Raw genomic sequence first — 21,880 nt, 5'->3', positions numbered from 1 at the left:
GTGATACTACCCAGTATGAAACATGGAGGGAAAGGAGAAGAGCCAATGGAAAAATCCCTCACTTCCTCTTTGGAAAAAAACATCAAGCTGTTTCAGGAGATCTTCCAGGGGGACAGCACCATCATCTGCCGCCGGTTTGTGTCCGCCGGGACTTTGCCCCTGGAGTGCTGCATTTTTTACTGCGACGGCATGGTGAATAACCAGATCATCAACGAGAATATCCTGCGGCCTGTCACCCTGTGGGACCGAAACCAGGAGAGCACTCTGGAAGACACCCTGAAAACCGTGCTTCAGATCAACGAAGCCAAACAAAGTCAGGATGTGTCCTCCATGGTGCGGGATATGCTCTATGGAGACACCCTTTTCCTGTGTCAGGGAAGCGATCGGGCCCTGATCCTCAACACCAAAGGCTTTTCCATGCGTTCCATTGCCGAGCCCCAATCGGAGCAGGTGCTGCGGGGTCCTCGGGAGGGCTTCACCGAAGGCATTTTGATGAACATCTCCATGATCCGCCGGAAGATCCGCTCCCCCCATCTGAAATTTGAATTTTCCCAGGTGGGCGAAGAAACCAAAACCACTCTTTGCATCTGCTATGTGGAAGGGGTGGTGGAGCCCCGGGTTCTGGAGCGGCTGCGCAGCCGTTTGAGCAAAGTGAAGATCGACGGCGTGCTGGACTCCAACTATGTGCAGGAATTCATCCGGGACAGCCCCCGCTCTCCCTTCAAAACGGTGGGGGGCACAGAAAAACCCGATGTGGTGGCCGCCTGCCTGCTGGAGGGCCGGGTGGCCGTGCTGGTGGACGGCTCCCCGGTGGTGCTGACCATGCCCTACATCTTCATGGAGCAGTTCCAATCAGGAGAGGATTACTATGTGTGCTGGCATTTTGCCGCCATCTCCCGGCTGATCCGTCTGGCCGGCTTTCTCTTTGCCATCTCGGTGGTGCCCGCCTATATCGCCCTGATCACCTATCACCGGGAAATGCTCCCCGCTCCATTGCTTTTCAGCATTTCCGCCGCCCGGGAAGGGGTTCCTTTTCCCACCCTTCTGGAAGGAATCGGCCTTCTCATCGCCTTCGAGATCCTGCGGGAGGCAGGGGAGCGCACCCCGGCGGGCTTTGGCCAGACTCTATCCATTGTGGGAGGCCTTGTGCTGGGCCAGGCAGCGGTGGAAGCCCGGTTCATCAGCGCCCCCATGGTCATCGTGGTGGCCTTTTCCGGCATCACCGGCCTGATGCTCCCCCGGCTGAAAGGACCGGTGATTTGGTGCCGCCTGGGGCTGATCTTCCTTTCGGCCTGGCTGGGGCTTTACGGCCTGTTCGTGGGACTTTTGTGGCTGCTTCTCCATCTGTCCACCCTGCACTCCTTTGGGGTGCCTGTGCTGCGGGATGCGGCGCCAGGAGGCCGTGGACAGGAGGATTCCTATTTCCGCACCCCCTGGCAAAAAATGCGCCGGGCCGGCCGGTTCATTGCGGAGGAAACCAATGAAGAATAAAGTTTGTGCTGTTTGTTTGTCCCTGGCCCTGCTGTTTGCCGGAGGCTGCTGGGATTATCAGGAACTGAATACCCTGACCATCGTCTCGGGCATGGCCCTGGATGTAAATCCCGAAGGCCAGACCCTGTTCACCGCCGAGCTGGCCCATGTAGAAAGCGGCCAGAAGGATGTGGAAAGCCGTCTGGTGGAAGGGGAGGGCCCCAGCTGCATAGCGGCCAGCCGGGCGGCCGCGGGGAATACCGGGCGGCGGCTTTATCTGGGCCACACCCAGACGGTGGCCGTCAGCGCCGCGCTGGCCCGCAATGGGATGGAACAGGTGCTGGATTATCTCAGCCGCCAGCATGATATGCCCTTGTCCCTGGCCCTGGTGGTCTCCCGGGAAGACACGGCGGCCAAGCTGCTGGAAACGCCCCCTGTCACCGAAATCCTGGCGGGCTATGAAATTGCCATGCGGGCCTCGGAAGAGGGCCAGCAGGGCCCTTATATGCCCTTTTATCAGTTTTACAGCGAGGTGCAGGAAAAAGGCATTGACCCCTACCTGCCGGCGGTAGCCGCCGGGGAGGAGGGTACGCTCTCCCAGGGAGCGGCTCTTTTCCAGGAATCCCGTCTGGTGGGTTTCCTGGATGAAGAGGAAACCGACACTTTGCTGATGCTCCGAGGCAAAAAGCCCTCGGGAGCCATCACCGTTCTCCGTTCCCAGGAGGAAGGGGGGAATGTGACCTTCACTTTGGACACCTGCCGCCTGACTCTCCACACCGCTCTGACGCCCCAGGGGCAGGTGCAGGGGACGCTGTCCCTCCGGGCCGAAGTGATGGTCAGCGAGCTGGAGGGGGATCAGCCCCTGCTTTCCCAGGAAGGACACCGCCAGCTGGAGAGCTTGTGCAGCGCAGAACTGACCCAGCGCGGGCAGGCACTGCTGCAAAAGCTGCAAAAGGAATTTGCCTGCGATCCCCTGGGACTGGGGCTGGACCTGAGCCGCAGGCAGCCCACAGAGTGGGAGCAGATCAAAGACCAGTGGTACACATTCTTCTCCCAGGCCGATCTGGACCTTTCGGTGCAGGTGCAGGTCACCGGCACCGGCCGGATGTATCTGCCGGCGGCCAGAGCAAATTAGGAGGCGCTATGGAAGTTTTACTGCCCGTGCTGTTATTCTATCTGTTTTTCGCCTTTCTGGACCGGAATATCTGGAAAAGAAAAGGGAAGGCCCCCCTTTGGTACGGCCTGTTCTGGCTGGGGAACCTGGGGGTCACGCTGGCAGCGGCCTGGGGCGCCCGTCTGCCTTTTCCCGCTCAACGGGTGGAAGAATTCCTCCGGGCTTTGCCTGGACTGTGGCGGGGGGCAGGCGCATGAAAAAAGCCACTGTTTCCGGGCGGGGGTATTTCTCCCTGCTGGTGCTCTCCATGCTGGGCAGCGTCTCCCTCATCGGCGGGACCAGCGAGGGAGGACGGGATACCTGGATCACCATTTTATTGGCCGCCCTTCTGTATCTCCCTTTGCTTTTCTGTACCCTGTCCCTGCTCCCTGGGGAGCACAGTGTGGAAGGGGTCTTTTCCCGGTGTGCCGGAAAGGTGGGTGGGCGGCTGTTCTCCCTGTTCTATGGCCTGACAGCCTGGTATCTGGCCGCTGTCACCGCCGGGGTCTTTGTATTCTTCCTGTCGGAAACCACCTTGTGGGCCACGCCCCGGCCTGTGCTGGCCCTGATGATGGGCTGCACCCTCTTCTTCATGGCCCGGGCCGGCTGCGCCGCTCTGGGACGGACCGGAGAAATGCTGCTGCCCATTGTGATGGCCTTTGTACTGCTGTCGGTGCTGGTCACCCTGCCCCAGTGTGACTTCCGGGCCCTTCTGCCCTTGCAGGAAAAATGGAACAATCTGTTTCAGGGCACCTTTACCGCCCTGATCCTCTCTTTTGCCGAGTGCTTTTTCCCCCTGGTGGTGCTGGGTGTCTGCCTGACAGAGGAACAGAAACGGAAACGGGGAGCCATGGGTGCGGTATTTCTCACCGCCCTCACCTTATGTTCAGTGTTCATCAAAAACCTGGCGGCCCTGGATTACTACGCCGTTTCTTCCTATTACTTTCCTTCCTTTGCCGTGGCCAGCCTGGTGTCTCTGGGGTCCTTCTTTCAGCGATTTGAGATTTTCGTGGCGGTGAATTTTCTCTTCTGCCAGTTCTGCAAAGCAGGGCTTTGCATCCTCTTTGCCCAAAAGGCCCTGGCCCCGGTATTTTCCTGCCGGGAAAAGCTTCTGACCATGCCCCTGACGCTGTCGGCCGTCAACCTGGCCCTGCTGTTTTTCACCAGCGAAATGGAGCTTTTCACCTTCCTGGGTCTGGAAAAATATATCCTGACCCCGGCTCTTCTCCTTTTTCCGCCCCTTCTGGCCCTGGGTCGGTTCTGGCGCAGCCGCCGCCACGCCGCCTTGCAAAAGAAGCGGTGATGCCCTATAATAAAATGAAAATCCGGAAGAAAAGGGGAGAAACCATGACGCTGCGCCATTTCCGCATTTTTGCCGCGGTATGCAAAGAAGGTGGGGTCACCAAAGCGGCCAAAAGCCTGTATCTGGCCCAGCCTGCGGTGAGCCTGGCGGTGCGGGAGCTGGAAGAACACTATGGCGTGCGCCTGTTTGACCGGATCGGCCGCAGGCTGTACCTCACCCAGGCCGGCAAAGAGTTTCTCCGCTACACCGACCGGATCCTGGCCCTGTGCGATGAACTGGAGACCGGCGCCCGGCAATGGGGCGACCGGTCCCCCTTACATATCGGCAGCAGCATGACCATCGGCACAAAGCTGCTGCCCGCTTTGGTGCAGGACTTCCGCCGCCGCTATCCCTCGGTGAAAGTGACGGTGGAAATCCAAAACTCCGGAGTCATTGAAGAAAAACTGCTGGAAAATGCCATGGATTTCGCCCTGATCGAAAGCGCTCCCCACAGTGGAAAGCTGGCCTGCCGCCGCTTTTCCGGCGACCGGATGGTGGCCGTCTGTTCTCCCAAAGACCCCCTGGCCAAAGAGCAGGGAGTCACCCTGGCCCAGCTGATGACCAAGCCCCTGCTTTTGCGGGAAAAGGGCAGCGGCACCCGGGATCTCTTTGACAGCGTGGCCCGCTCCCACAACCTGACGGCGGAGCCTATGTGGGAAAGCGTCAACACCCAGGCCCTCATCGAAGCGGTGGCCATGGGGCTGGGCGTTTCGGTGCTGCCCTGGCGGCTGGTGCAGGACAGCGTGGGACGGGGGCTTTTGCAGGTGGTGCCTGTACAAGACGCCGTGTTCCGCCGGGATTTCAACATCCTCTATCACCCCGACAAATACCAGACCAAACCCGCCCGGGATTTTCTGGCCCTGTGTCAGGAGGCCGGAGACGATCTGGAAGAATAAAAAAGAAAAAGGACAGGCAATGCCTGTCCTTTTTGATTACCGAACCTGGCCCGAACCCAGAATCACATACTTGTAGGAAGTCAGCTCCCGCAGACCCATGGGGCCCCGGGCATGAAGCTTCTGGGTGGAGATGCCGATCTCCGCTCCCATGCCGAACTCGCTGCCATCGGTAAAGCGGGTGGATGCGTTGATATAGACGGCAGCTGAATCCACACTGCGGGCAAAGCGGCGGGCCGCTTCTTCATTGCGGGTGACGATGCACTCGCTGTGGCCGGTGGAATAACGGCGGATGTGGGCGATGGCCTCATCCAGGCCGTCGATCACTTTGCAGGAGAGGATATAGTCGTTATATTCCGCGGCGTAATCCTCCAAAGTAGCCGGAGCAATGCCGGGGAGAATGGCCACGGTGCGGGGGCTTCCCCGCCACTCTACCTTGCATTCATCCAGCTTCTGTTTGGCCCGGGGCAGAAATTCTGCCGCGATATCCTGGTGAACCAGCAGGCTTTCGGCGGCGTTGCACACCGAAGGCCGGGAACACTTGGCGTTATAGAGGATCTCCACCGCCATATCCAGATCGGCGTCCTTGTCCACATAGATATGGCAGTTGCCGGTACCGGTTTCGATCACCGGCACTTTGGCGTTTTCCACCACCGAGCGGATCAGCCCTGCGCCGCCCCGGGGAATGAGCACATCGATATACCCCCGCAGACCCATCATCTGCTGGGCAGTCTCTCGGGAGGTGTCGTCCAACAAAACGACACAGTCGGGGCACAGACCCTCCTGCTCCAGAGCGCTGCGCATCACCTTGGCCAGCTGGGCATTGGAGAAGAAGGCCTCTTTGCCGCCCCGGAGGAAAGCAGCACTGCCGGCCTTGAAGCAGAGGACGGCAGAGTCCACCGTCACATTGGGCCGGGCTTCATAGATGATGCCGATGACCCCCATGGGCACTGACACCTTTTCAATGACCATGCCATTGGGGCGATGGATGGTCTCCAGCACATTGCCGGTGGGATCGGGCAGCTGAGCCACCTGACGGGCCCCTTCCGCCATGCTGCGCACCCGGCCTTCATCCAGCCGCAGCCGGTCGATCATGGTGGGACGCACGCCGTTTTCCTGGGCCGATTCCACATCCCGGGCATTGGCCGCCAGGATGGCGGGGATATTGTCTTCCAGGGCCTGGGCAATGGCCAGCAAGGCCCGGTTCTTCTGTTCGGTATCGTAAAGAGCCAGCTGCCGGGCGGCTTCTTTGGCCTGTTTGGCCAGCTGGTGCAGATGATCGGTCATACTTGCAAAACCTCCTAAGAGATGGATTTGGCCGGAAGGAACAGCGAACCCACCGGAATACCATCCAGCAGATCATAAAGCAGATTGGGGTCGCTGCCGTTGATGATGGCCATGGGGATGCCGTGGGAGGTGGCGATCTTGGCGGCCTGGATCTTGGTGCTCATGCCGCCGGTGCCCAGCCCCGAACCGGAACCGCCGGCAATGCTCTCAATGTGGCTGTCGATCTGGTGAATCACCGGGATCAGGGGAGCCTTGGGGTTTTTCCGGGGATCTTCGGCATACAGGCCGTCGATGTCGGACAGAATGATCAGTCCATCGGCACCGGTGAGCACGGCCACCATGGCCGACAGGGTATCGTTGTCACCAAACTCCAGTTCTTCGATGGAGACGGTGTCGTTTTCATTGACAATAGGGATGGCCCCCATGGAAAAGAGCCGCTCGAAGGTGTTGCGGGCGTTCTGGGCCCGGTTCTCCACCTCCACCACATCCCGGGTCAGCAGCACCTGGGCCACTTTGTGGCTTTTTTCCAGAAAGAGCTTGTCATAGAGATACATCAGCTCGCACTGGCCCACAGCGGCAGCGGCCTGCTTGGAAGGGGTGTCTTTGGGACGGCAGGGGAGCCCCAGCTTGGCCACTCCCACGCCCACTGCTCCGGAGGATACCAGCACCACCTCCCGGCCGGAGTTCTTGATATCGGAAAGCACCTTGCACAGCCCTTCGAACCGGCGGATGTTGATCCGCCCGGTTTCATAAGTCAATGTGCTGGTACCGATTTTTATAACAATGCGTTTGGCCCTGGACAGCGTGTTCAAAAAAAGACCTCCCGGCGCCTTTGGCGCGATGATTTTATTTCATCTTACTATACCAAAGAATTGCTTCTTCGTCAAAGGAAAATGGCATCAAAAAGGACGGCCCAAAGCCGCCCTTTTTTTGTGCGTAAATTCCTGCTATATCTTGCGTTTTTTCGCCATATGGATGGCCATGCCTTCCAGATCCTCCACGGCCTCGGTAACCGCTTCCACATAAGTGGGGTGGGGACGGATGACGGCGGCCAGCTGCTTCTGGGAAAGTCCGTTGACGATGGCGGTGGCCAGCTCGCCCACCATATCGGTGGCCCGGGCGCACATCAGCTGTGCTCCCACCAGACGGTCTCCTTCCTCGTCATAAACCAGCTTGATAAAGCCCCGATCCTGCAAGGAGATCATGGATTTGCCGTTGGCCAGCATGGAGGCCTTGCTGGTTTTGACCTTCATCCCCTGCTCCTTGGCCTGGGCCTCAGTCAGGCCCACCGAAGCGATCTCCGGGTTGGTATAGATGCAGTCGGGGATCACATCCAGGCGGATGGAGGGTTCTTCGCCCAGCATATTCTCCACGGCCACAATGCCCTGGGCCGATGCCACATGGGCCAGCTGCACGCCGGGGATCACATCGCCGATGGCATAAACATTTTCCCGGTTGGTGCGGAAATGCTCATCCACCAGAATGGCGCCCTTTTCGTCCTGCTCCACCGAAAATCCCGGGCCGAACAGGTCTTTGGTGTTGGGGCTGCGTCCGGCGGCCAGCAGCACGCCGTCGCCTTCCACGCTCTTATATTCTTCCCCGTCCAGATACCAGCATTGAAGCTTGCCTTCGGGGGTCTGGGTGATCTTCTTCAGCCGGGCCTTGTGGACAAATTCCACCCCCCGCTTTTTCAGCACCATGGTCAGGTTCTGGGCCAGCTCCTTGTCCACCTTGGGCAAGATCCGGTCCCGGGACGCCATCAGGGTCACTTTCTTGCCATAGGCGTTATAGAGGGAAGCAAACTCCATGCCGATGACCCCGGCTCCGGCCACGATCAGGTGGTCATAAAGGGTGTCCATGCTCAGCAGTTCATCGCTGGTGATGACTCCCGGCAGATCCATCCCTTCCACCGGCGGGCTGGAAGGTACGCTGCCTGTGGCGATGAGAATGTGCTCTGTGTGAAGGGTTTCCTTTTCGCTCCCATCCAGGGGAGAAAAGGAAACGGTGTGCTCATCCAGGATGGTGCCGGTGCCCCGGAGATGGGCAATGCCATTGCTCTTGAACAGCTGTTCCACGCCGCCCCGCAGCTTGCCCACCACTTCTTCCTTCCGGACCTGGATCTTGGCCGGGTCCAGCGTCACATGATCGGCATGCAGACCCAGGGTTTCAAAGTTATGTACCGCTTCGTGATAGAGCTCGGCGGCATGGAGCATGGATTTGGTGGGGATACAGCCCCGATTGAGGCAGGTGCCTCCCACATCCCGGTTTTCAATGACGGCGGTCTTGAGCCCCAGCTGAGCCGCCCGGATAGCGGCCACATAGCCTCCCGGCCCGGCGCCGATGACCACCAGCTGATATTGTTGATCCATCTGGCTTTCCTCCCGTTCTCACAAAGATAAAAGAGGGCGGGGGCCTGTTTGACCTCCGCCCCTGTGATGATTTTAAAAGCCCTCCCCTTCCAGAAGGGAGCAAAGATCCCGGCCCATCTGGCCGTCCATCTCATAGCCCAGTTCTCCCGCTTTTTGCGGCAAAAGAGGCCGTATGGCCTGCAAAAGAGCCGCAGAGGAGTAGGGGAGTCCTATGAGGGCCTGTTCCAGCTGAGGGAAACATTCCGAGTCCATGGCATCGGAGAAAATGCGAGCTTTCTCCACCCGTCCGCCGTTGATCCCAAGGCAGATCTTCACTCCGCCCCAGGGGAACCGGCCGGCGATCTCCTTGTCAAAGGGGATCTTTTTCCCCAGCCGCCACTGGAAGGAAGCATATTTTTCCTCCAGGGCCTCCAGGGCCTTTTGGTCCAGATCCTCTTCCCGCAGCTTTTCCACAGGGCCGCCATAGACCTTTTCAAAGGCCGCTTCCAGCCGCTGTTTCATGGTTTCCACCGTGATGGCCTGGGAGAATTCCCGCAGGTTTGCCACACGGCTGCGCACCGAGCGCACTCCCTTGGATTGGAGCTTGTCCGGCTGCACATTGAGGTAGCGGCCCAGAGCACCCATGTCCACATCGATGAGGATGGTGCCGTGGTGGTAGGCATTCTGCCCTTTTTTATAAAAGGCATTGCCGGAAAACTTCCGGCCTTCCACCAGGATGTCGTTGCGGCCCGACCGCTCCACGGTCAGACCAAAGCTGGCAGCCGCTTCCTGAATCACCTGGGTCTGCCGGGCCACATCGTAATCGGCCCGGGGAACAAGGAAGGTGAAGTTCAGGTTTCCCAGATCGTGGAACACGGCACCCCCGCCGGAGAGACGGCGGGCCAGATGCCCGCCGTCTTCTTCCAGCTCTTTCACCCGGCATTCCTGCCAGGCGTTCTGATTTTGTCCGATGACCACCGTCTGCCGGTTTTGCCACAGATACAAGGTGCAGCATTCCGGCGGATTGCTTTCCATCAAAAGCTCTTCCAGTGCCAGGTTATGATAGGGGTTTACAGAAGCGGTGGTAATGAGCCGGGTGTGCTTGATCATTTGTCAAAATGATAGCAGATCACCGGCGTACGGGCGGCCTTCACCTCGTCGGGACGGCGAATGACGGTTTTCACCGGCAGTTCGTGCATATGCTCCGGATTTTCTTCCGCCATGGCATGGATCCGCTTGAGGGCGGCCACCACTTCGTCCAGAGTGGTTTTGCTCTCGGTTTCGGTGGGTTCCACCATCAGATCTTCCGGCACAATGAGGGGGAAGTACATGGTGGGGGGATGGATGCCCTCGTCCAGCATGGCCTTGGCGATGTCGGTGGCGGTGACGCCCTTTTCCTTGTGCATCCTATCCAGGGTGATGATGAACTCGTGCATACAATGGCCCTTGGTGGCGATGTCATAGGTGTCCGACAACTGGTGCATCATATAGTTGGCATTGAGCACCGCATTACGGGAAGCCTCGGGGATGCCCTTCTGGCCCAGGGTGAGCACATAGGTGAGGGCCCGGACCACCACCAGGAAGTTGCCGTAAAAGGCCTTCATCCGGCCGATGGACTGAGGCAGATCGTAGTCCATGGTGTACCCATTCTCCCCGGCCACCGCATGAGGCTTGGGCAGGTAGGGGGCCAGCAGCTTCTTACAGCCTACGGCGCCGCTGCCCGGTCCGCCGCCGCCATGGGGGGTGGAGAAGGTTTTGTGCAGGTTGAGATGCACCACATCAAAGCCCATATCGCCGGGGCGTACCTGGCCCATGATGGCATTGAGGTTGGCGCCGTCATAATAGCAAAGGCCGCCGGCGTCCTTGATGATCTTGGTGATCTCCAGAATGTTCTTATCGAAAATACCCAGAGTGTTGGGGTTGGTCAGCATCAGGCCGGCGGTGTCTTCGCCCACCGCTTCCCGCAGCTTATCCAGATCGATGCCGCCTTCTTCATTGGAAGGCACATTGACACAGGTGAAACCAGCCATAACCGCTGTGGCCGGGTTGGTGCCGTGGGCGGAGTCAGGGACGATGATCTTGGTGCGCTTGGTGTCTCCCCGCATTTTGTGGTACTGCTTGATGAGCAGCACGCCGGTGAGTTCACCATGAGCACCTGCGGCCGGCTGGAAGGTCATCTCATCCATACCGGTGATCTGGCACAGGTATTTCTCCGCCAGGGCCATCACTTCCAGGCAGCCCTGGACGGTGTGCTCCGGCTGGAGGGGATGGACGCCGGTAAAACCGGGCAGAGAAGCCATTTCCTCATTGATCCGGGGATTGTATTTCATGGTGCAGGAGCCCAGGGGATAGAAGCCATTGTTCACCCCATAGGTCCGCTCAGCCAGTTTGGTATAGTGGCGGCTGATATCGGTCTCACTCATCTCTGGGAGATGGGGGGCCTGCTGCCGGGTCAGGGAGGCGGGCAGCTGATATTCCGGCACATCGCAAGCGGGCATCTGAACGCATTTGCGCCCGGCCACGCTGTTTTCAAAAATCAGGTTCACTTCCCAGCCACCTCCTTGAGGGTTTCTACCAAGGTATCGATCTCTTCCTTGGTGTTCATTTCGGTGACGCACCAGAGGATCTGGCCCTTTTTGTCACCGGTGAGGGGCAGTCCGCCCAGGATGCCCTTTTCCTCCAGCGCCTGCATGACCTTCTGGGGGCACACCGGGCAGGAGGTGACAAACTCATGGAAGAACTCGCCTTGATAAACCATTTCAAAGCCAGGGATAGCCGAGATCTGCTGGGCGGCATAATGAGCCTTGGACAGGCACAGGTTTGCCACATTCCGCAGGCCGTTCGGTCCCATGGCCGCCAGATACACCGAGGCGGTGAGGGCACACAGAGCCTGGTTGGAGCAGATGTTGCTGGAAGCTTTCTCCCGGCGGATATGCTGCTCTCTGGCCTGGAGGGTGAGGACGAAGGCCCGATTGCCCTCGGCGTCGGTGGTTTCGCCCACGATACGGCCGGGGATCTTGCGCATCATCTTCTCCGAGCAGGTCATAATGCCCAGGTACGGCCCGCCATAGGCCAAAGGCATACCCAGAGGCTGGCCTTCGGCGGTGGCCACATCGGCGCCGCACTGGCCCGGGGTGGCCATCACCCCAAGGGCGATGGGATTGCAGCCCATGATATATTTGGCGCCCTTCTCGTGGACGATCTGGCCCAGCTCCTCACAGTCCTCAAACAGACCATAGTAGTTGGGCTGCTGCACATAGAAGCAGGCGGTGGTATCGTCCAGCAGTTCTTTCAGGGCTTCTTTGTCGGTTTTTCCGTCCTTTTCCGGCACGATGACCAGTTCGGTGTTGGCCGCCTGGCAATAGGTCTCCATCACCTGGATGGTGTCGGGCTGGGCGGTGGCGGACACCAGTGTCTTGGTGCGCTTCCGCTCCCGGCACATGGCAGCCCCTTCGGCAGCGGCTGTGGCGCCGTCATACACCGAAGCATTGGACACCGGCATATCCATCAGCTGGCACATATCGGTCTGGTATTCGAATATGGCCTGGAGCACTCCCTGGCTGATCTCCGCCTGATAGGGGGTATAGGAGGTGACAAACTCCTCCTTGGTGGGGATATATTTCACAATGGAGGGGATATAGTGGCGGTAGGCACCGGCCCCGCGGAACACCGTGGGGAACACCTTGTTTTTCCCGGCCAGCTTCTCCATCTTGCTCCGCACTTCCATCTCCGACAGCCCTTCCGGGATCTGGAGAGGACCCTGGAGCTTCACCGAAGAGGGGATGGCATCATAGAGCTCGTCCACCGACGAAAGCCCCATGGCCTGCAGCATGGCCTGCCGCTCCTCCATGGTGGAAGGAACATAAGAGCCCATGTTATGCCTCCTCTTCCAGCAGCTTCTCGTATTCTTCCGGTGTGAGCAGTTCTCTCTTGGCGGTCACATTGCTGATTTCAGCCAGCCATACGCCATAAGGATCGCCATTGACATCGCCCGGGGAGTCCAGAGCGGCGTCGTTGACAGCGGAGACCTCGCCGGTGGCAGGGCTGATGATGTCGGAAACGGCCTTTACCGATTCCACATCGCCGAAGGAGCCTTCGGCCTCCACCTGATCGCCCACTTCGGGCAGGTTGATGAACACCAGGTCGCCCAGCTGCTCGGAAGCATGCTCGGTCAGGCCAATCTTCATTTTATCGCCGTCGATCTCCACCCATTCGTGGGAAGCAGTATACATCAGATTCTTGGGAACATTCATGGTTAAACTCTCCTTTTTTAAAATAATCCGAATATGGAATGAATTTGTCTCGTTTGAAAGTTATGCTCTGTTATAAATGGGGGTAGCCACCACAACGGCCTCTACCCGGCGGCCGCGCACATCCACTTCCACCTTGGTATCCACGGCGTTATAGGGCAGATCCAGAATGGCGGTGGCATAGGCGCCCTTCAGATAAGGACAATGGGTGCCGGAGCAGGTGAAGCCCACCTTCTTGTCTCCCACATACACATCCTGGTGCTCCCGGGCGATGCCCCGGCCGGTGACTTTCAGTGTGCACATCTTCCGGGTGACTTCACCCCGCTCTTCCAGGGCCTTTTTGCCGATAAAGTCGGGCTTTTTCATCTTGACGCAGAAGCCCAGGCCAGCTTCGATGGGGGTGATGGTGTCATCCATCTCATGGCCGTACAGCGGCATGCCTGCTTCGAAGCGCAGCGTATCCCGGCAGCCCAGGCCGCAGGGGAGCAGGCCGAATTCCTTGCCGGCCTCCAGCAGCGCATTCCAGATATGGGCGGCGTCTGCCGGTGCGCAATAGATCTCATAACCGAACTCACCGGTGTAGCCGGTGCGGGAAACCAGACATTCCTTCCCCGCCACGGTGCACTTGGGCACAAAGGTATAATACTTGGTGGGCAGGGTGCTCTCGTCGGCCAGCTTGCGGATGATGTCCAGGGATTTGGGGCCCTGGAGGGCTACCTGGGCCACATCGTCGGAAATGTCTTTGAATTCCACATCGCCGAAGAGATGGTCACGGATCCATTCCACATCCTTTGCATGGTTGGCCGCATTAACCACCAACAGGATATGCTCTTCATCCACCTTATAAACCAACAGGTCATCCACGGTAGTGCCGTTTTCATAGCACATGGTGGTATATTTTACCTGACCATCCACCATGTTGCCGCACTGGTTGGTCACCAGCATCTGCACATTGGCCATGGCGTCCTTGCCGCACAGGGTCATTTCCGCCATGTGGGACACATCGAACAGACCGGCCTTCTCACGCACGGCCATATGCTCGGCGATGACACCGGCCTCATACTGTACCGGCAGCAAAAAGCCGGCAAAGGGAACGATCTTGCCTTTGGCCGCCAGATGGCAGTCATACAAGGGGGTTTTTTGTTCCATAGAGATCTCCTTCTTTCTTTTTGACAGAAGTGGCGTATACTCTTTGATGATCGCCGGAGAAACACTCCGAACTACCCTTATTATATCAAATGCGCAATAATAATCAATATCCTTCCCATCAGCAAGATTCACTATCTTTCGCAGGAGATTGTTGTGATTTTAACGAAAAATCGTGGAAAAATTTAAAAAATAACGATTGTTTTTGAGACGCTTTTTCAAATATGCATAAAAATTTCGGAGTTTTTTTGGAATGTGCTAAAATATTTAAACGGCAAAAGTGAAAGAAAAATAAAGAACTTTTCTAAATATAGATTTTTTCTATAACAGAATCTTGCTATGGCAGGGTTTATTTCCCAAAGCTTTTTATCCAAAAAGGCGAAGAAAAAAGATTGAAAAAGGATATTTTTGGTCATTTTAACAAGAAACGCCAAGGCCTATTCGTAAGAATATCCAGCAATTTAGGCATACTTCCATTCCTGCGCCCATTTTCCCCAGCCAGAAGGGCGCAAAAAAGCCCCGGTGCTTTGAAAGCACCGGGGCAAAATGCAATCCGTATCAGCTGCAGGGTACAGCCTTAGATCAGGCCTTCGGCCATCATGGCCTCAGCAACCTTCTTGAAGCCAGCGATGTTGGCGCCAGCCACCAGGTCATAACCCATGCCGCACTCCTCAGCGGCCTTGGCGGATTCGTCATGGATGTTCTTCATGATGCCATGCAGCTTGGCGTCCACCTCAGCGGGCTCCCAGCTGTAGCGCATGGAGTTCTGAGCCATTTCCAGAGCGGAAGTAGCCACGCCGCCGGCGTTGACAGCCTTGGAAGGAGCGACGATCTTCACATTCTTCTGGAGATATTCCAGAGCTTCGTTGGTGGTGGGCATGTTGGCCACTTCGATGTAGTACTGCACGCCGTTGTCCACCAGCTGCTGAGCTTCCTTCATGCCGATTTCGTTCTGATAGGCGCAGGGCATAGCGATGTCAACCTTCTCGCCCCAGACCTTGGCACCGGGAACGAACTTGACGCCGAACTTGTCAGCATAATCCTGAGCACGGTCACGGCCGGAAGCGCGCATCTCCAGCAGATAAGCGATCTTCTCGGGAGTCACGATGCCATCGGGATCATAGCAATAGCCGTCGGGGCCAGAGATGGTGACGACCTTGCCGCCCAGCTGAGCGACCTTTTCGCAAACGCCCCAGGCCACATTGCCGAAGCCGGAAACCGCAACGGTCTTGCCCTTGATGTCGTCGCCGAAGTGCTTCAGCACTTCTACCAGATAGTACACAGCGCCGTAGCCGGTGGCTTCGGGACGGAAGTAGCTGCCGCCGTAGGACAGGCCCTTACCGGTGAGCACGCCGTTCTCCCAGCAGCCCTTGATGCGCTTGTACTGGCCAAAGAGGTAGCCGATCTCACGGCCGGCCACGCCGATATCACCGGCGGGAACGTCCACATCGGGGCCGATGTGACGATACAGCTCGGTCATGAACGCCTGGCAGAAACGCATGATCTCAGCGTCGCTGCGGCCACGGGGGTCGAAGTCGCTGCCGCCCTTGCCGCCGCCGATGGGCAGGCCGGTCAGGCTGTTTTTGAAGGTCTGCTCAAAGCCCAGGAACTTCATGGTGTCCAGCTTGACAGAGGGATGGAAACGCAGGCCGCCCTTGTAGGGACCGATGGCGCCGTTGAACTGGACGCGATAGCCGCGGTTCACATGAGTCTCGCCCTTGTCGTCGGCCCAGGTAACACGGAACTCGATGGTGCGATCGGGCTCGCACATTCTCTCCAGCAGGCCGGCCTTCTCATACTCGGGATGCTGCTCCACGATAGGCTCGATGCTCTTGAAAACTTCTTCCACAGTCTGCAGGAAGAGTTCTTCGCCCTCGTTGCGGGCCTTGACCTCGTCCAGGACTTTCTGCATATAAGCGTTCATTTTCACTGCCTCCTCATAGGTTTAAAAAATCTTTGGAGCCTAGTATTCTACCATAATTATATTAAAGCGCCCGGGGTAAAAAGTCAAGAACAGGCTTATTAAATATCATTAAGAATTTATGGGTGAGCAAATCAAATTTGTGCAAAATATATAAATTCTTATCTTTCCGAAAAGGAGGATTTTTTGTTGGGTCGGTGCAGAGGGGATACAAACCAAAAAAATTTCGGAAAAACAAAGAAAAAGCAAATCTCCCCAGGCTGTCCCCCGGTTCATTTGAATAAAAATGGCGGAAAATGACCTGCCGGGCCCCATTTCCTGTTCCTGCAATAGAAAGGGGCCAAGCCCTTGGTGAAGATCCATAAAAAGGGAAGTGGGAAACAAGCGCTTTGCACAAGATGAATCAACCGATGCGGCCGCCGATTGCGAAGGGGGAAGGGGTTTGTTATAATAAAGGAAAATTCCAAAGGGAAAGAGGAAGATGCGATTATGACACGCGCTTATGAAAAACTGTTGGAGTATGTGAAGTTTGACACAGCCTCTGATGCCAACTCCCCCACCGTGCCCAGCACCATGAAGCAGAAGGACCTGGGCGAACACCTGGTGAAAGAGATGCAGGTCATGGGCATCAAGGACGCCGAAATGGACGAGAACGGCTATGTCTACGGCTCCATTCCCGCCACCCCCGGCTATGAAAAGGCCCCCAAGATCGGCTTTTTGGCCCATATGGACACCGTGGCCGATGTGCCGGCCTGTGAGGATCCCCGGATCGTGGAAAAATACGACGGCAGCGATGTGGTGCTCAACAAAGAGCACAATGTGGTGATGCGCATGGCCGATTTCCCCAGCCTGAAGCAGCTGGTAGGCGATGACATCATCGTCACCAACGGCCTGACTCTGCTGGGCGCCGACGACAAAGCCGGCATTGCCGAGATCCTCACCGCCGCAGAGCATCTGCTGAACGATCCCTCCATCCCCCACGGTGAAGTGAAGATCGCCTTTACTCCCGATGAAGAGATCGGCCGGGGTCCCGACCATTTTGACATCAAGCGCTTTGGCGCCGACTTCGCCTACACCATCGACGGCGCTTTGCTGGGCGGTGTGGAATATGAAAACTTCAACGCCGCCAGCTCGGAAGTGACAGTCAACGGCCAGAGCGTCCACCCCGGCTCTGCCAAAAACCAGATGAAAAATGCCAACTACATCGCCATGGAGTATAACTCCCTGCTGCCCCAGGAGCAGAAGCCGGAATACACCGAAGGCTATGAGGGCTTCTATTTCCTGCATGGCATGGAAGGCTCGGTGGAAAAGGCCACCCTCCACTATATGCTGCGTGATCACGACGCCAAGAAGTTCGAAGAGAAGAAGGCCATGATGGATAAGGTGGCCGCCTTTATCAACGAGAAATACGGCGCCGGCACCGTCACAGTGAAGACCACCGATATGTACCGGAATATGCGGGAGAAGATCGAGCCCCAGATCCATCTGGTTCACGCTGTTATGGACGCCATGCGGCAGCTGGGCGTGGAGCCTGTGGTTTCCCCCATCCGCGGCGGCACCGACGGCAGCAAGATCACCTATATGGGTACTCCTTGCCCCAACTTCTGCACCGGCGGCACCAACTTCCACGGCCGTTTTGAAACGGTGTCCATCCAGGCCATGGACAAGATCGTGGAGCTGATCGAAAAGATCCTGACAAACTACGCCGAACAGAGCAAGAAATAAACGATACACGCCAAAAAAGCGGGGCTTCAGCCCCGCTTTTTATTTGCCCCAAAGGCGCTTTGACCACATCCCCCCTCTGCTTGCGGGGAAACCAGGGGCTATGATACAATGAAGTTATCTGGAAACAACAGTGGGAGGAGGAGCGCATATGGAAAAGAAAGAATACACCGGCACCCGCTCCAGAAGCAGCGGCGGCTTCATCTGGGAGATGATGGGGGGCAGCTGGAAATACTTCTGGGGCTGCGTTGCCGCCATGACCGGCGGGGTGGCCTTTTCCTTTTTGTCCCCCGCTTTGGTGGGATTCATCATCGACTCGGTGATCGGCACCGAACCCATCGATTTGCCCGGGCCCCTCACTGCTTATGTGGAAAACCTGGGCGGGCGGCAGTGGCTTTTTGACCACATGACCCTTCTGGCCGGGCTGTTTCTTGTGATCGTGGCCCTTTCCGGCCTGTTCAACATGCTGCGCCAGTATCTGGCCGCCAAGCTCAGCGAAAGCCTGGCCTTTTCCCTGCGCCAACGGCTGTTTGACCACATCCAGCATCTACCCTATGCCTGGCATATGAGCGTGCAGACCGGAGACATCATGCAGCGGTGCTCCTCCGATGTGGACATGGTGCGCAATTTTGTGGCCGGACAGCTAGCCGATCTGCTGCGCATCCTCACCATGCTGGTGGGCGCTTTTGTTCTGATGTTTTCCATCAATGTGCCTCTGGCCGCGGCCGCTGCGGTGAATGTGCCCATCGTCATGGGCTATTCCGGCGTCTTTTACCGGTATATCAGCCGCCGCTTCCTGAAGGCCGACGAAGCCGAAGGAGAGCTCACCGCCATGACCCAGGAAAACCTCACCGGCGTGCGGGTAGTACGGGCCTTTGGCCGGGAGCGGTACAGCCTGGACCGGTTCCAGGAGCAGAACCAGGAATTTTCCCGCCGGTGGATCAAGGTGGGAAACCTTCTGGCCATCTATTGGAGCCTGGGCGATCTGATCGCCGTGTGCCAGGGCGCTTTGGTGGTGATCTTCGGCGCCTGGCTGGCCGTCCACGGCCACATGACCAGCGGCGCTTTGGTGACCTTCATTATGTACAACGGCCAGCTGGCCTGGCCCACCCGCCGCCTGGGACGGATCATCGGCGAAATGAGCAAAGCGGGCGTATCCATCGGCCGTCTGCGGGAAATCCTTCTGGCCCGGCCGGAAGAAGATTCCCCGGACGATCAGATTTTCCCCATCCAGGGAGCCATCGCCTTTTCCCATGTGAATTTTTCCTACGGCAGCCATCCGGTGCTGACAGATGTGTCTTTCTCGGTTGCTCCGGGGGAGACGCTGGCCATTCTGGGAGCCACCGGCAGCGGCAAAAGCACCTTGATGTATCTGCTTACCCGGCTGTATGAACTGCCGGAAAAAGGCGGCAGCATCACGGTGGACGGAGTGGATGTCCGGCAGATCCAGCGGGATCATCTGCGGAAAAACATCGGCCTGGTGCTTCAGGAGCCCTTCCTGTTTTCCCGCACCATTCTGGAGAATCTGCGCCTGCCCGCTCCTAACAAAAGCCAGGAAGAACTGCAAAAGGCCGCAGAGACTGCGGCGGTACACCGATCCATCCTGGGCTTTGCCCATGGGTATGACACCATGCTGGGAGAACGGGGCGTCACCCTTTCCGGCGGCCAGCAGCAGCGTCTGGCCATCGCCCGTACCCTGGCCGGTGCTCCGCCGGTACTGGTTTTTGACGATTCCCTCTCCGCCGTGGACACCGAAACCGACGAGCGCATCCGAAAGGCCCTCAAGGCCCGGGAAAAGAAGGCCACCACCATTCTGATCTCCCACCGGGTGACCACATTGATGGAGGCCGACCGCATTCTGGTGCTGGAAAAGGGGAGAGTAAAGCAAATCGGTACCCACCAGCAGCTGATCAAAGAAGAAGGCCCCTATCAGCGGATCTTCCAGCTCCAGAGCCTGGTGGCCGAAGAGGCGGAAAACGAAAGCGAGGTGGTGGGCAAATGAAACAGAAAGAAGAATATGGCTACCCCACATCCTTTGATTTTGCCCAGTGGCAAAAGCTGTTCCGGTATATCCGGTTTCTCAAGACCCCCTTTGTCCTGCTTTTGTTCGCGGCCATGGCTACCGCTCTTTTCGATGCCATCTTTCCCTATTTCAGCCGGTACGCCATCGACCATTTCATCGCCCTGCAAACCACCGAAGGCCTGGGAGTTTTCGCTCTGCTTTACGCTCTGGCCGCCGGTTTGCAGACCGGCGCCAATGTAATTTACTGCCAGCAATGCATCGTCATCGAAATGAAGGTGGGCCAGGCTCTGCGGGATGCCTGCTTTGAACACCTGCAGCGGCTGCCTCTGTCCTTTTTCAATGTAACCCCAGTGGGTTACCTGGTAGCCCGGGTGATGAGCGACACAAACCAGTTGGGCTCCATCTTCTCCTGGCGGCTGGCGGAGTTTGTGTGGAACGGCTGCTATCTGATTTTCGTGGTTATCTCCATGTTCCTGCTGTCCTGGCGCCTGGCTCTGCTGGTGCTCATCGTGGTGCCGCCCATCGCTCTGGTGTGCTCCTTTTTCCAGCGGCGGCTGCTGCGGGCCAACCGGCGGGTGAGACGGGCCAACTCCACTTTGACCGCTTCCTTCAACGAGAACATTTCCGGGGCCAAAACCATCAAGACGCTGGCCGTGGAGGACACGGTGTGCCGTGAATTCCGGGAAATCAACCTGGATATGCGCCGCAAGGCCATGCACGCCAAAACCCTTCATGCCCTGTTCCAGCCTCTGGTGATGTTTCTAGGGTCTGTGTCCCTGGCCCTGGTAATGGCCGCAGGCGGCGTGATGGTGGGTCCCTGGGGCATCCCTCTGGGTACCCTGGCGGTGTTCATCTCCTACACCATGAACATTGTGGAGCCCCTTCAGATGGTGGTCAGTGTCCTGGCCGATGCCATCGCCGTGCAGGCCAATGTGGAACGGGTCAACCGGCTGCTGGAAACCGTCCCCGCCATCCAGGACACGCCTGCCATTGAGGAAAAGTACGGGGATATCTTCCATCCCAAAAAAGAAAACTGGGAAAGCATCCAGGGAGACATCACCTTCCAGGATGTAACCTTCCGCTATCCCGACGGGGAGGTCAATGTGCTGGAGCATTTCAACCTGCACATCCCGGCTGGTTCCACCGTGGCCATTGTAGGGGAGACCGGCGCAGGAAAATCCACCCTGGTGAACCTGGCCTGCCGGTTTTATGAACCCACAGAGGGAAAAATCCTCATCGACGGGGTGGATTACCGGGAGCGAAGCGTGGACTGGCTGCACAGCAACATCGGCTATGTGCTCCAGTCTCCTCACCTCTTCACCGGCACCATTGAGGAAAACATCCGCTATGGCAAGCTGGACGCCACCCGGGAAGAGATCGAGCAGGCCGCCAAAATGGCCTGTGCTCATGACTTCATCATGGCCATGCCGGGAGGTTACCAGGCCCAGGTGAGTGAAGGGGGAAGCCAGCTGTCCACCGGCCAGAAGCAGCTGATCTCCATTGCCCGGGCCATTGTGGCAAATCCCCGGATCTTTGTGCTGGACGAAGCCACATCTTCGGTGGACACCGAAACCGAGGCACTGATCCAGCAGATCATCGGCAAGGTGCTGGAAAACCGCACCTCTTTCCTCATTGCCCACCGGTTGTCTACCGTGAAAAATGCCCATGTGATCCTGGTGGTGCGGGATGGGAAGATCATCGAGCGGGGCACCCACGGAGAACTTTTCCGAAAGCACGGCTACTACTATTCCCTCTACACCCGTCAGTTCCAGGAGGAACGGTTCCAAAAGGCATTTTGAACACGCGCTTGAAAGCAGCAAAAAATCCCCCGATCCTGGGGGATTTTTTCTGTTTTTAGGTTTTGTTTGCATACCACAGATAGGTCATCTGCTGCAAAAGCCATAGGCCGCCCACCACCAAAGCCCAAGTAGATTACAAGAACGAAGCAGACATTTTTGCAAATCAGATGAAGCATGTGCGCCCGTTGAAGCCTTATGAGATATTCATGGCTAATATCGAAAATAGATACAGCCTCTCATCTCCGATTTCCGTCTTTGCGCTTAAAGTGGAATCGCTTTCGCATATCCGGCTTCACGCAACCACCACTTTCTCTTCATTCTTATAATACAGTCATTATACCGTTATTGATGCTATAATTGCAACCGGTGAATGCGCGCTTCGCTGTTTCTTGTTTAATATTAGGGACAGTATTTTTCGCAACCGTCCCGGTACCCTTCTTTTGGCTCGCGGAGACGCTTCCCGATTGCGGGCGCGCACGCCGTATGGTATACTGCGGCCAAGAGATAGTGTGCTCCAAAAAGAATG

17 protein-coding genes are annotated in these 21,880 nt (G+C 57.4%); 8 read left to right on the top strand and 9 right to left on the bottom strand.

Annotated elements, in window-relative coordinates; translation table 11 throughout:
• Positions 1–45 precede the first annotated feature (45 nt).
• From KQI26_RS02495 to KQI26_RS02475, 5 genes are read left to right on the top strand one after another with little or no spacing between them, the layout of a single operon-like run.
• A complete protein-coding gene (locus KQI26_RS02495; RefSeq protein ID WP_177613663.1) occupies positions 46–1,491 on the top strand; it encodes a spore germination protein in 1,446 nt (481 codons plus the stop codon).
• Positions 1,481–2,605 carry a Ger(x)C family spore germination protein gene (locus KQI26_RS02490; protein ID WP_216503060.1) on the top strand — a complete coding sequence of 375 codons (1,125 nt, stop codon included), beginning with the start codon at positions 1,481–1,483 and terminating at the stop codon, positions 2,603–2,605. Before KQI26_RS02495 ends, KQI26_RS02490 begins: the two co-directional genes overlap by 11 nt.
• An 8-nt stretch (positions 2,606–2,613) precedes the next feature.
• Complete coding sequence (locus KQI26_RS02485) at positions 2,614–2,841, top strand: hypothetical protein (RefSeq protein WP_118746406.1); 228 nt, start codon at positions 2,614–2,616, stop codon at positions 2,839–2,841.
• On the top strand, positions 2,838–3,926 hold the full coding sequence (locus KQI26_RS02480; protein ID WP_118746405.1) for an endospore germination permease: 1,089 nt from the start codon (positions 2,838–2,840) through the stop codon (positions 3,924–3,926). Before KQI26_RS02485 ends, KQI26_RS02480 begins: the two co-directional genes overlap by 4 nt.
• Positions 3,927–3,970: 44 nt before the next feature.
• On the top strand, positions 3,971–4,861 hold the full coding sequence (locus tag KQI26_RS02475) for a LysR family transcriptional regulator (protein ID WP_216503059.1): 891 nt from the start codon (positions 3,971–3,973) through the stop codon (positions 4,859–4,861).
• Positions 4,862–4,897: 36 nt separating this feature from the next.
• On the opposite strand, the gene KQI26_RS02470 is transcribed toward KQI26_RS02475, so the two are convergent.
• The 9 genes from KQI26_RS02470 to gdhA all read right to left on the bottom strand — a co-directional run bounded on the left by KQI26_RS02470 (position 4,898) and on the right by gdhA (position 15,813).
• Positions 4,898–6,145, bottom strand: coding sequence for a glutamate-5-semialdehyde dehydrogenase (locus KQI26_RS02470; RefSeq protein ID WP_216503058.1), 1,248 nt, complete (start codon positions 6,143–6,145; stop codon positions 4,898–4,900).
• Between the two features lie 14 nt (positions 6,146–6,159).
• Entirely contained in the window at positions 6,160–6,957 is a 798-nt protein-coding gene (gene proB / locus KQI26_RS02465) for a glutamate 5-kinase (RefSeq protein WP_253292620.1), read from the bottom strand.
• A 135-nt stretch (positions 6,958–7,092) separates the two neighbouring features.
• On the bottom strand, positions 7,093–8,514 hold the full coding sequence (gene lpdA / locus KQI26_RS02460; protein ID WP_216503057.1) for a dihydrolipoyl dehydrogenase: 1,422 nt from the start codon (positions 8,512–8,514) through the stop codon (positions 7,093–7,095).
• Positions 8,515–8,586: 72 nt separating this feature from the next.
• Complete coding sequence (locus KQI26_RS02455; protein WP_216503056.1) at positions 8,587–9,603, bottom strand: lipoate--protein ligase; 1,017 nt, start codon at positions 9,601–9,603, stop codon at positions 8,587–8,589.
• Entirely contained in the window at positions 9,600–11,039 is a 1,440-nt protein-coding gene (gene gcvPB / locus KQI26_RS02450; protein ID WP_216503055.1) for an aminomethyl-transferring glycine dehydrogenase subunit GcvPB, read from the bottom strand. The genes KQI26_RS02455 and gcvPB overlap by 4 nt, the downstream gene beginning before the upstream one ends.
• Positions 11,036–12,367: an aminomethyl-transferring glycine dehydrogenase subunit GcvPA gene (gene gcvPA / locus KQI26_RS02445; protein WP_118746399.1), complete on the bottom strand. Its 1,332-nt coding sequence runs from the start codon at positions 12,365–12,367 to the stop codon at positions 11,036–11,038. The genes gcvPB and gcvPA overlap by 4 nt, the downstream gene beginning before the upstream one ends.
• Position 12,368: 1 nt before the next feature.
• Positions 12,369–12,746: a glycine cleavage system protein GcvH gene (gene gcvH / locus KQI26_RS02440; RefSeq protein ID WP_118425312.1), complete on the bottom strand. Its 378-nt coding sequence runs from the start codon at positions 12,744–12,746 to the stop codon at positions 12,369–12,371.
• Between the two features lie 60 nt (positions 12,747–12,806).
• Positions 12,807–13,892, bottom strand: coding sequence for a glycine cleavage system aminomethyltransferase GcvT (gcvT, locus tag KQI26_RS02435; protein ID WP_118746398.1), 1,086 nt, complete (start codon positions 13,890–13,892; stop codon positions 12,807–12,809).
• A 574-nt stretch (positions 13,893–14,466) separates the two neighbouring features.
• Positions 14,467–15,813, bottom strand: a complete 1,347-nt coding sequence (gene gdhA, locus KQI26_RS02430; protein WP_118425308.1) for an NADP-specific glutamate dehydrogenase — start codon at positions 15,811–15,813, stop codon at positions 14,467–14,469.
• Between the two features lie 486 nt (positions 15,814–16,299).
• On the opposite strand from gdhA, the gene pepT reads away from it, so the two are divergent.
• The 3 genes from pepT to KQI26_RS02415 all read left to right on the top strand — a co-directional run bounded on the left by pepT (position 16,300) and on the right by KQI26_RS02415 (position 21,354).
• Entirely contained in the window at positions 16,300–17,535 is a 1,236-nt protein-coding gene (pepT, locus tag KQI26_RS02425; RefSeq protein WP_216503054.1) for a peptidase T, read from the top strand.
• Between the two features lie 148 nt (positions 17,536–17,683).
• The gene (locus KQI26_RS02420) at positions 17,684–19,534 is read left to right on the top strand and encodes an ABC transporter ATP-binding protein (protein WP_216503053.1); all 1,851 of its coding nucleotides are present in this window, start codon (positions 17,684–17,686) and stop codon (positions 19,532–19,534) included.
• Entirely contained in the window at positions 19,531–21,354 is a 1,824-nt protein-coding gene (locus KQI26_RS02415; RefSeq protein WP_216503052.1) for an ABC transporter ATP-binding protein, read from the top strand. The genes KQI26_RS02420 and KQI26_RS02415 overlap by 4 nt, the downstream gene beginning before the upstream one ends.
• Positions 21,355–21,880 lie beyond the last annotated feature (526 nt).

Origin of the sequence: Intestinimonas sp. MSJ-38 (assembly GCF_018917925.1) — a bacterium.
Classification (GTDB): Bacteria; Bacillota; Clostridia; order Oscillospirales; family Butyricicoccaceae; genus Pseudobutyricicoccus.
This window is presented reverse-complemented; position numbering and strand designations above follow the sequence as displayed.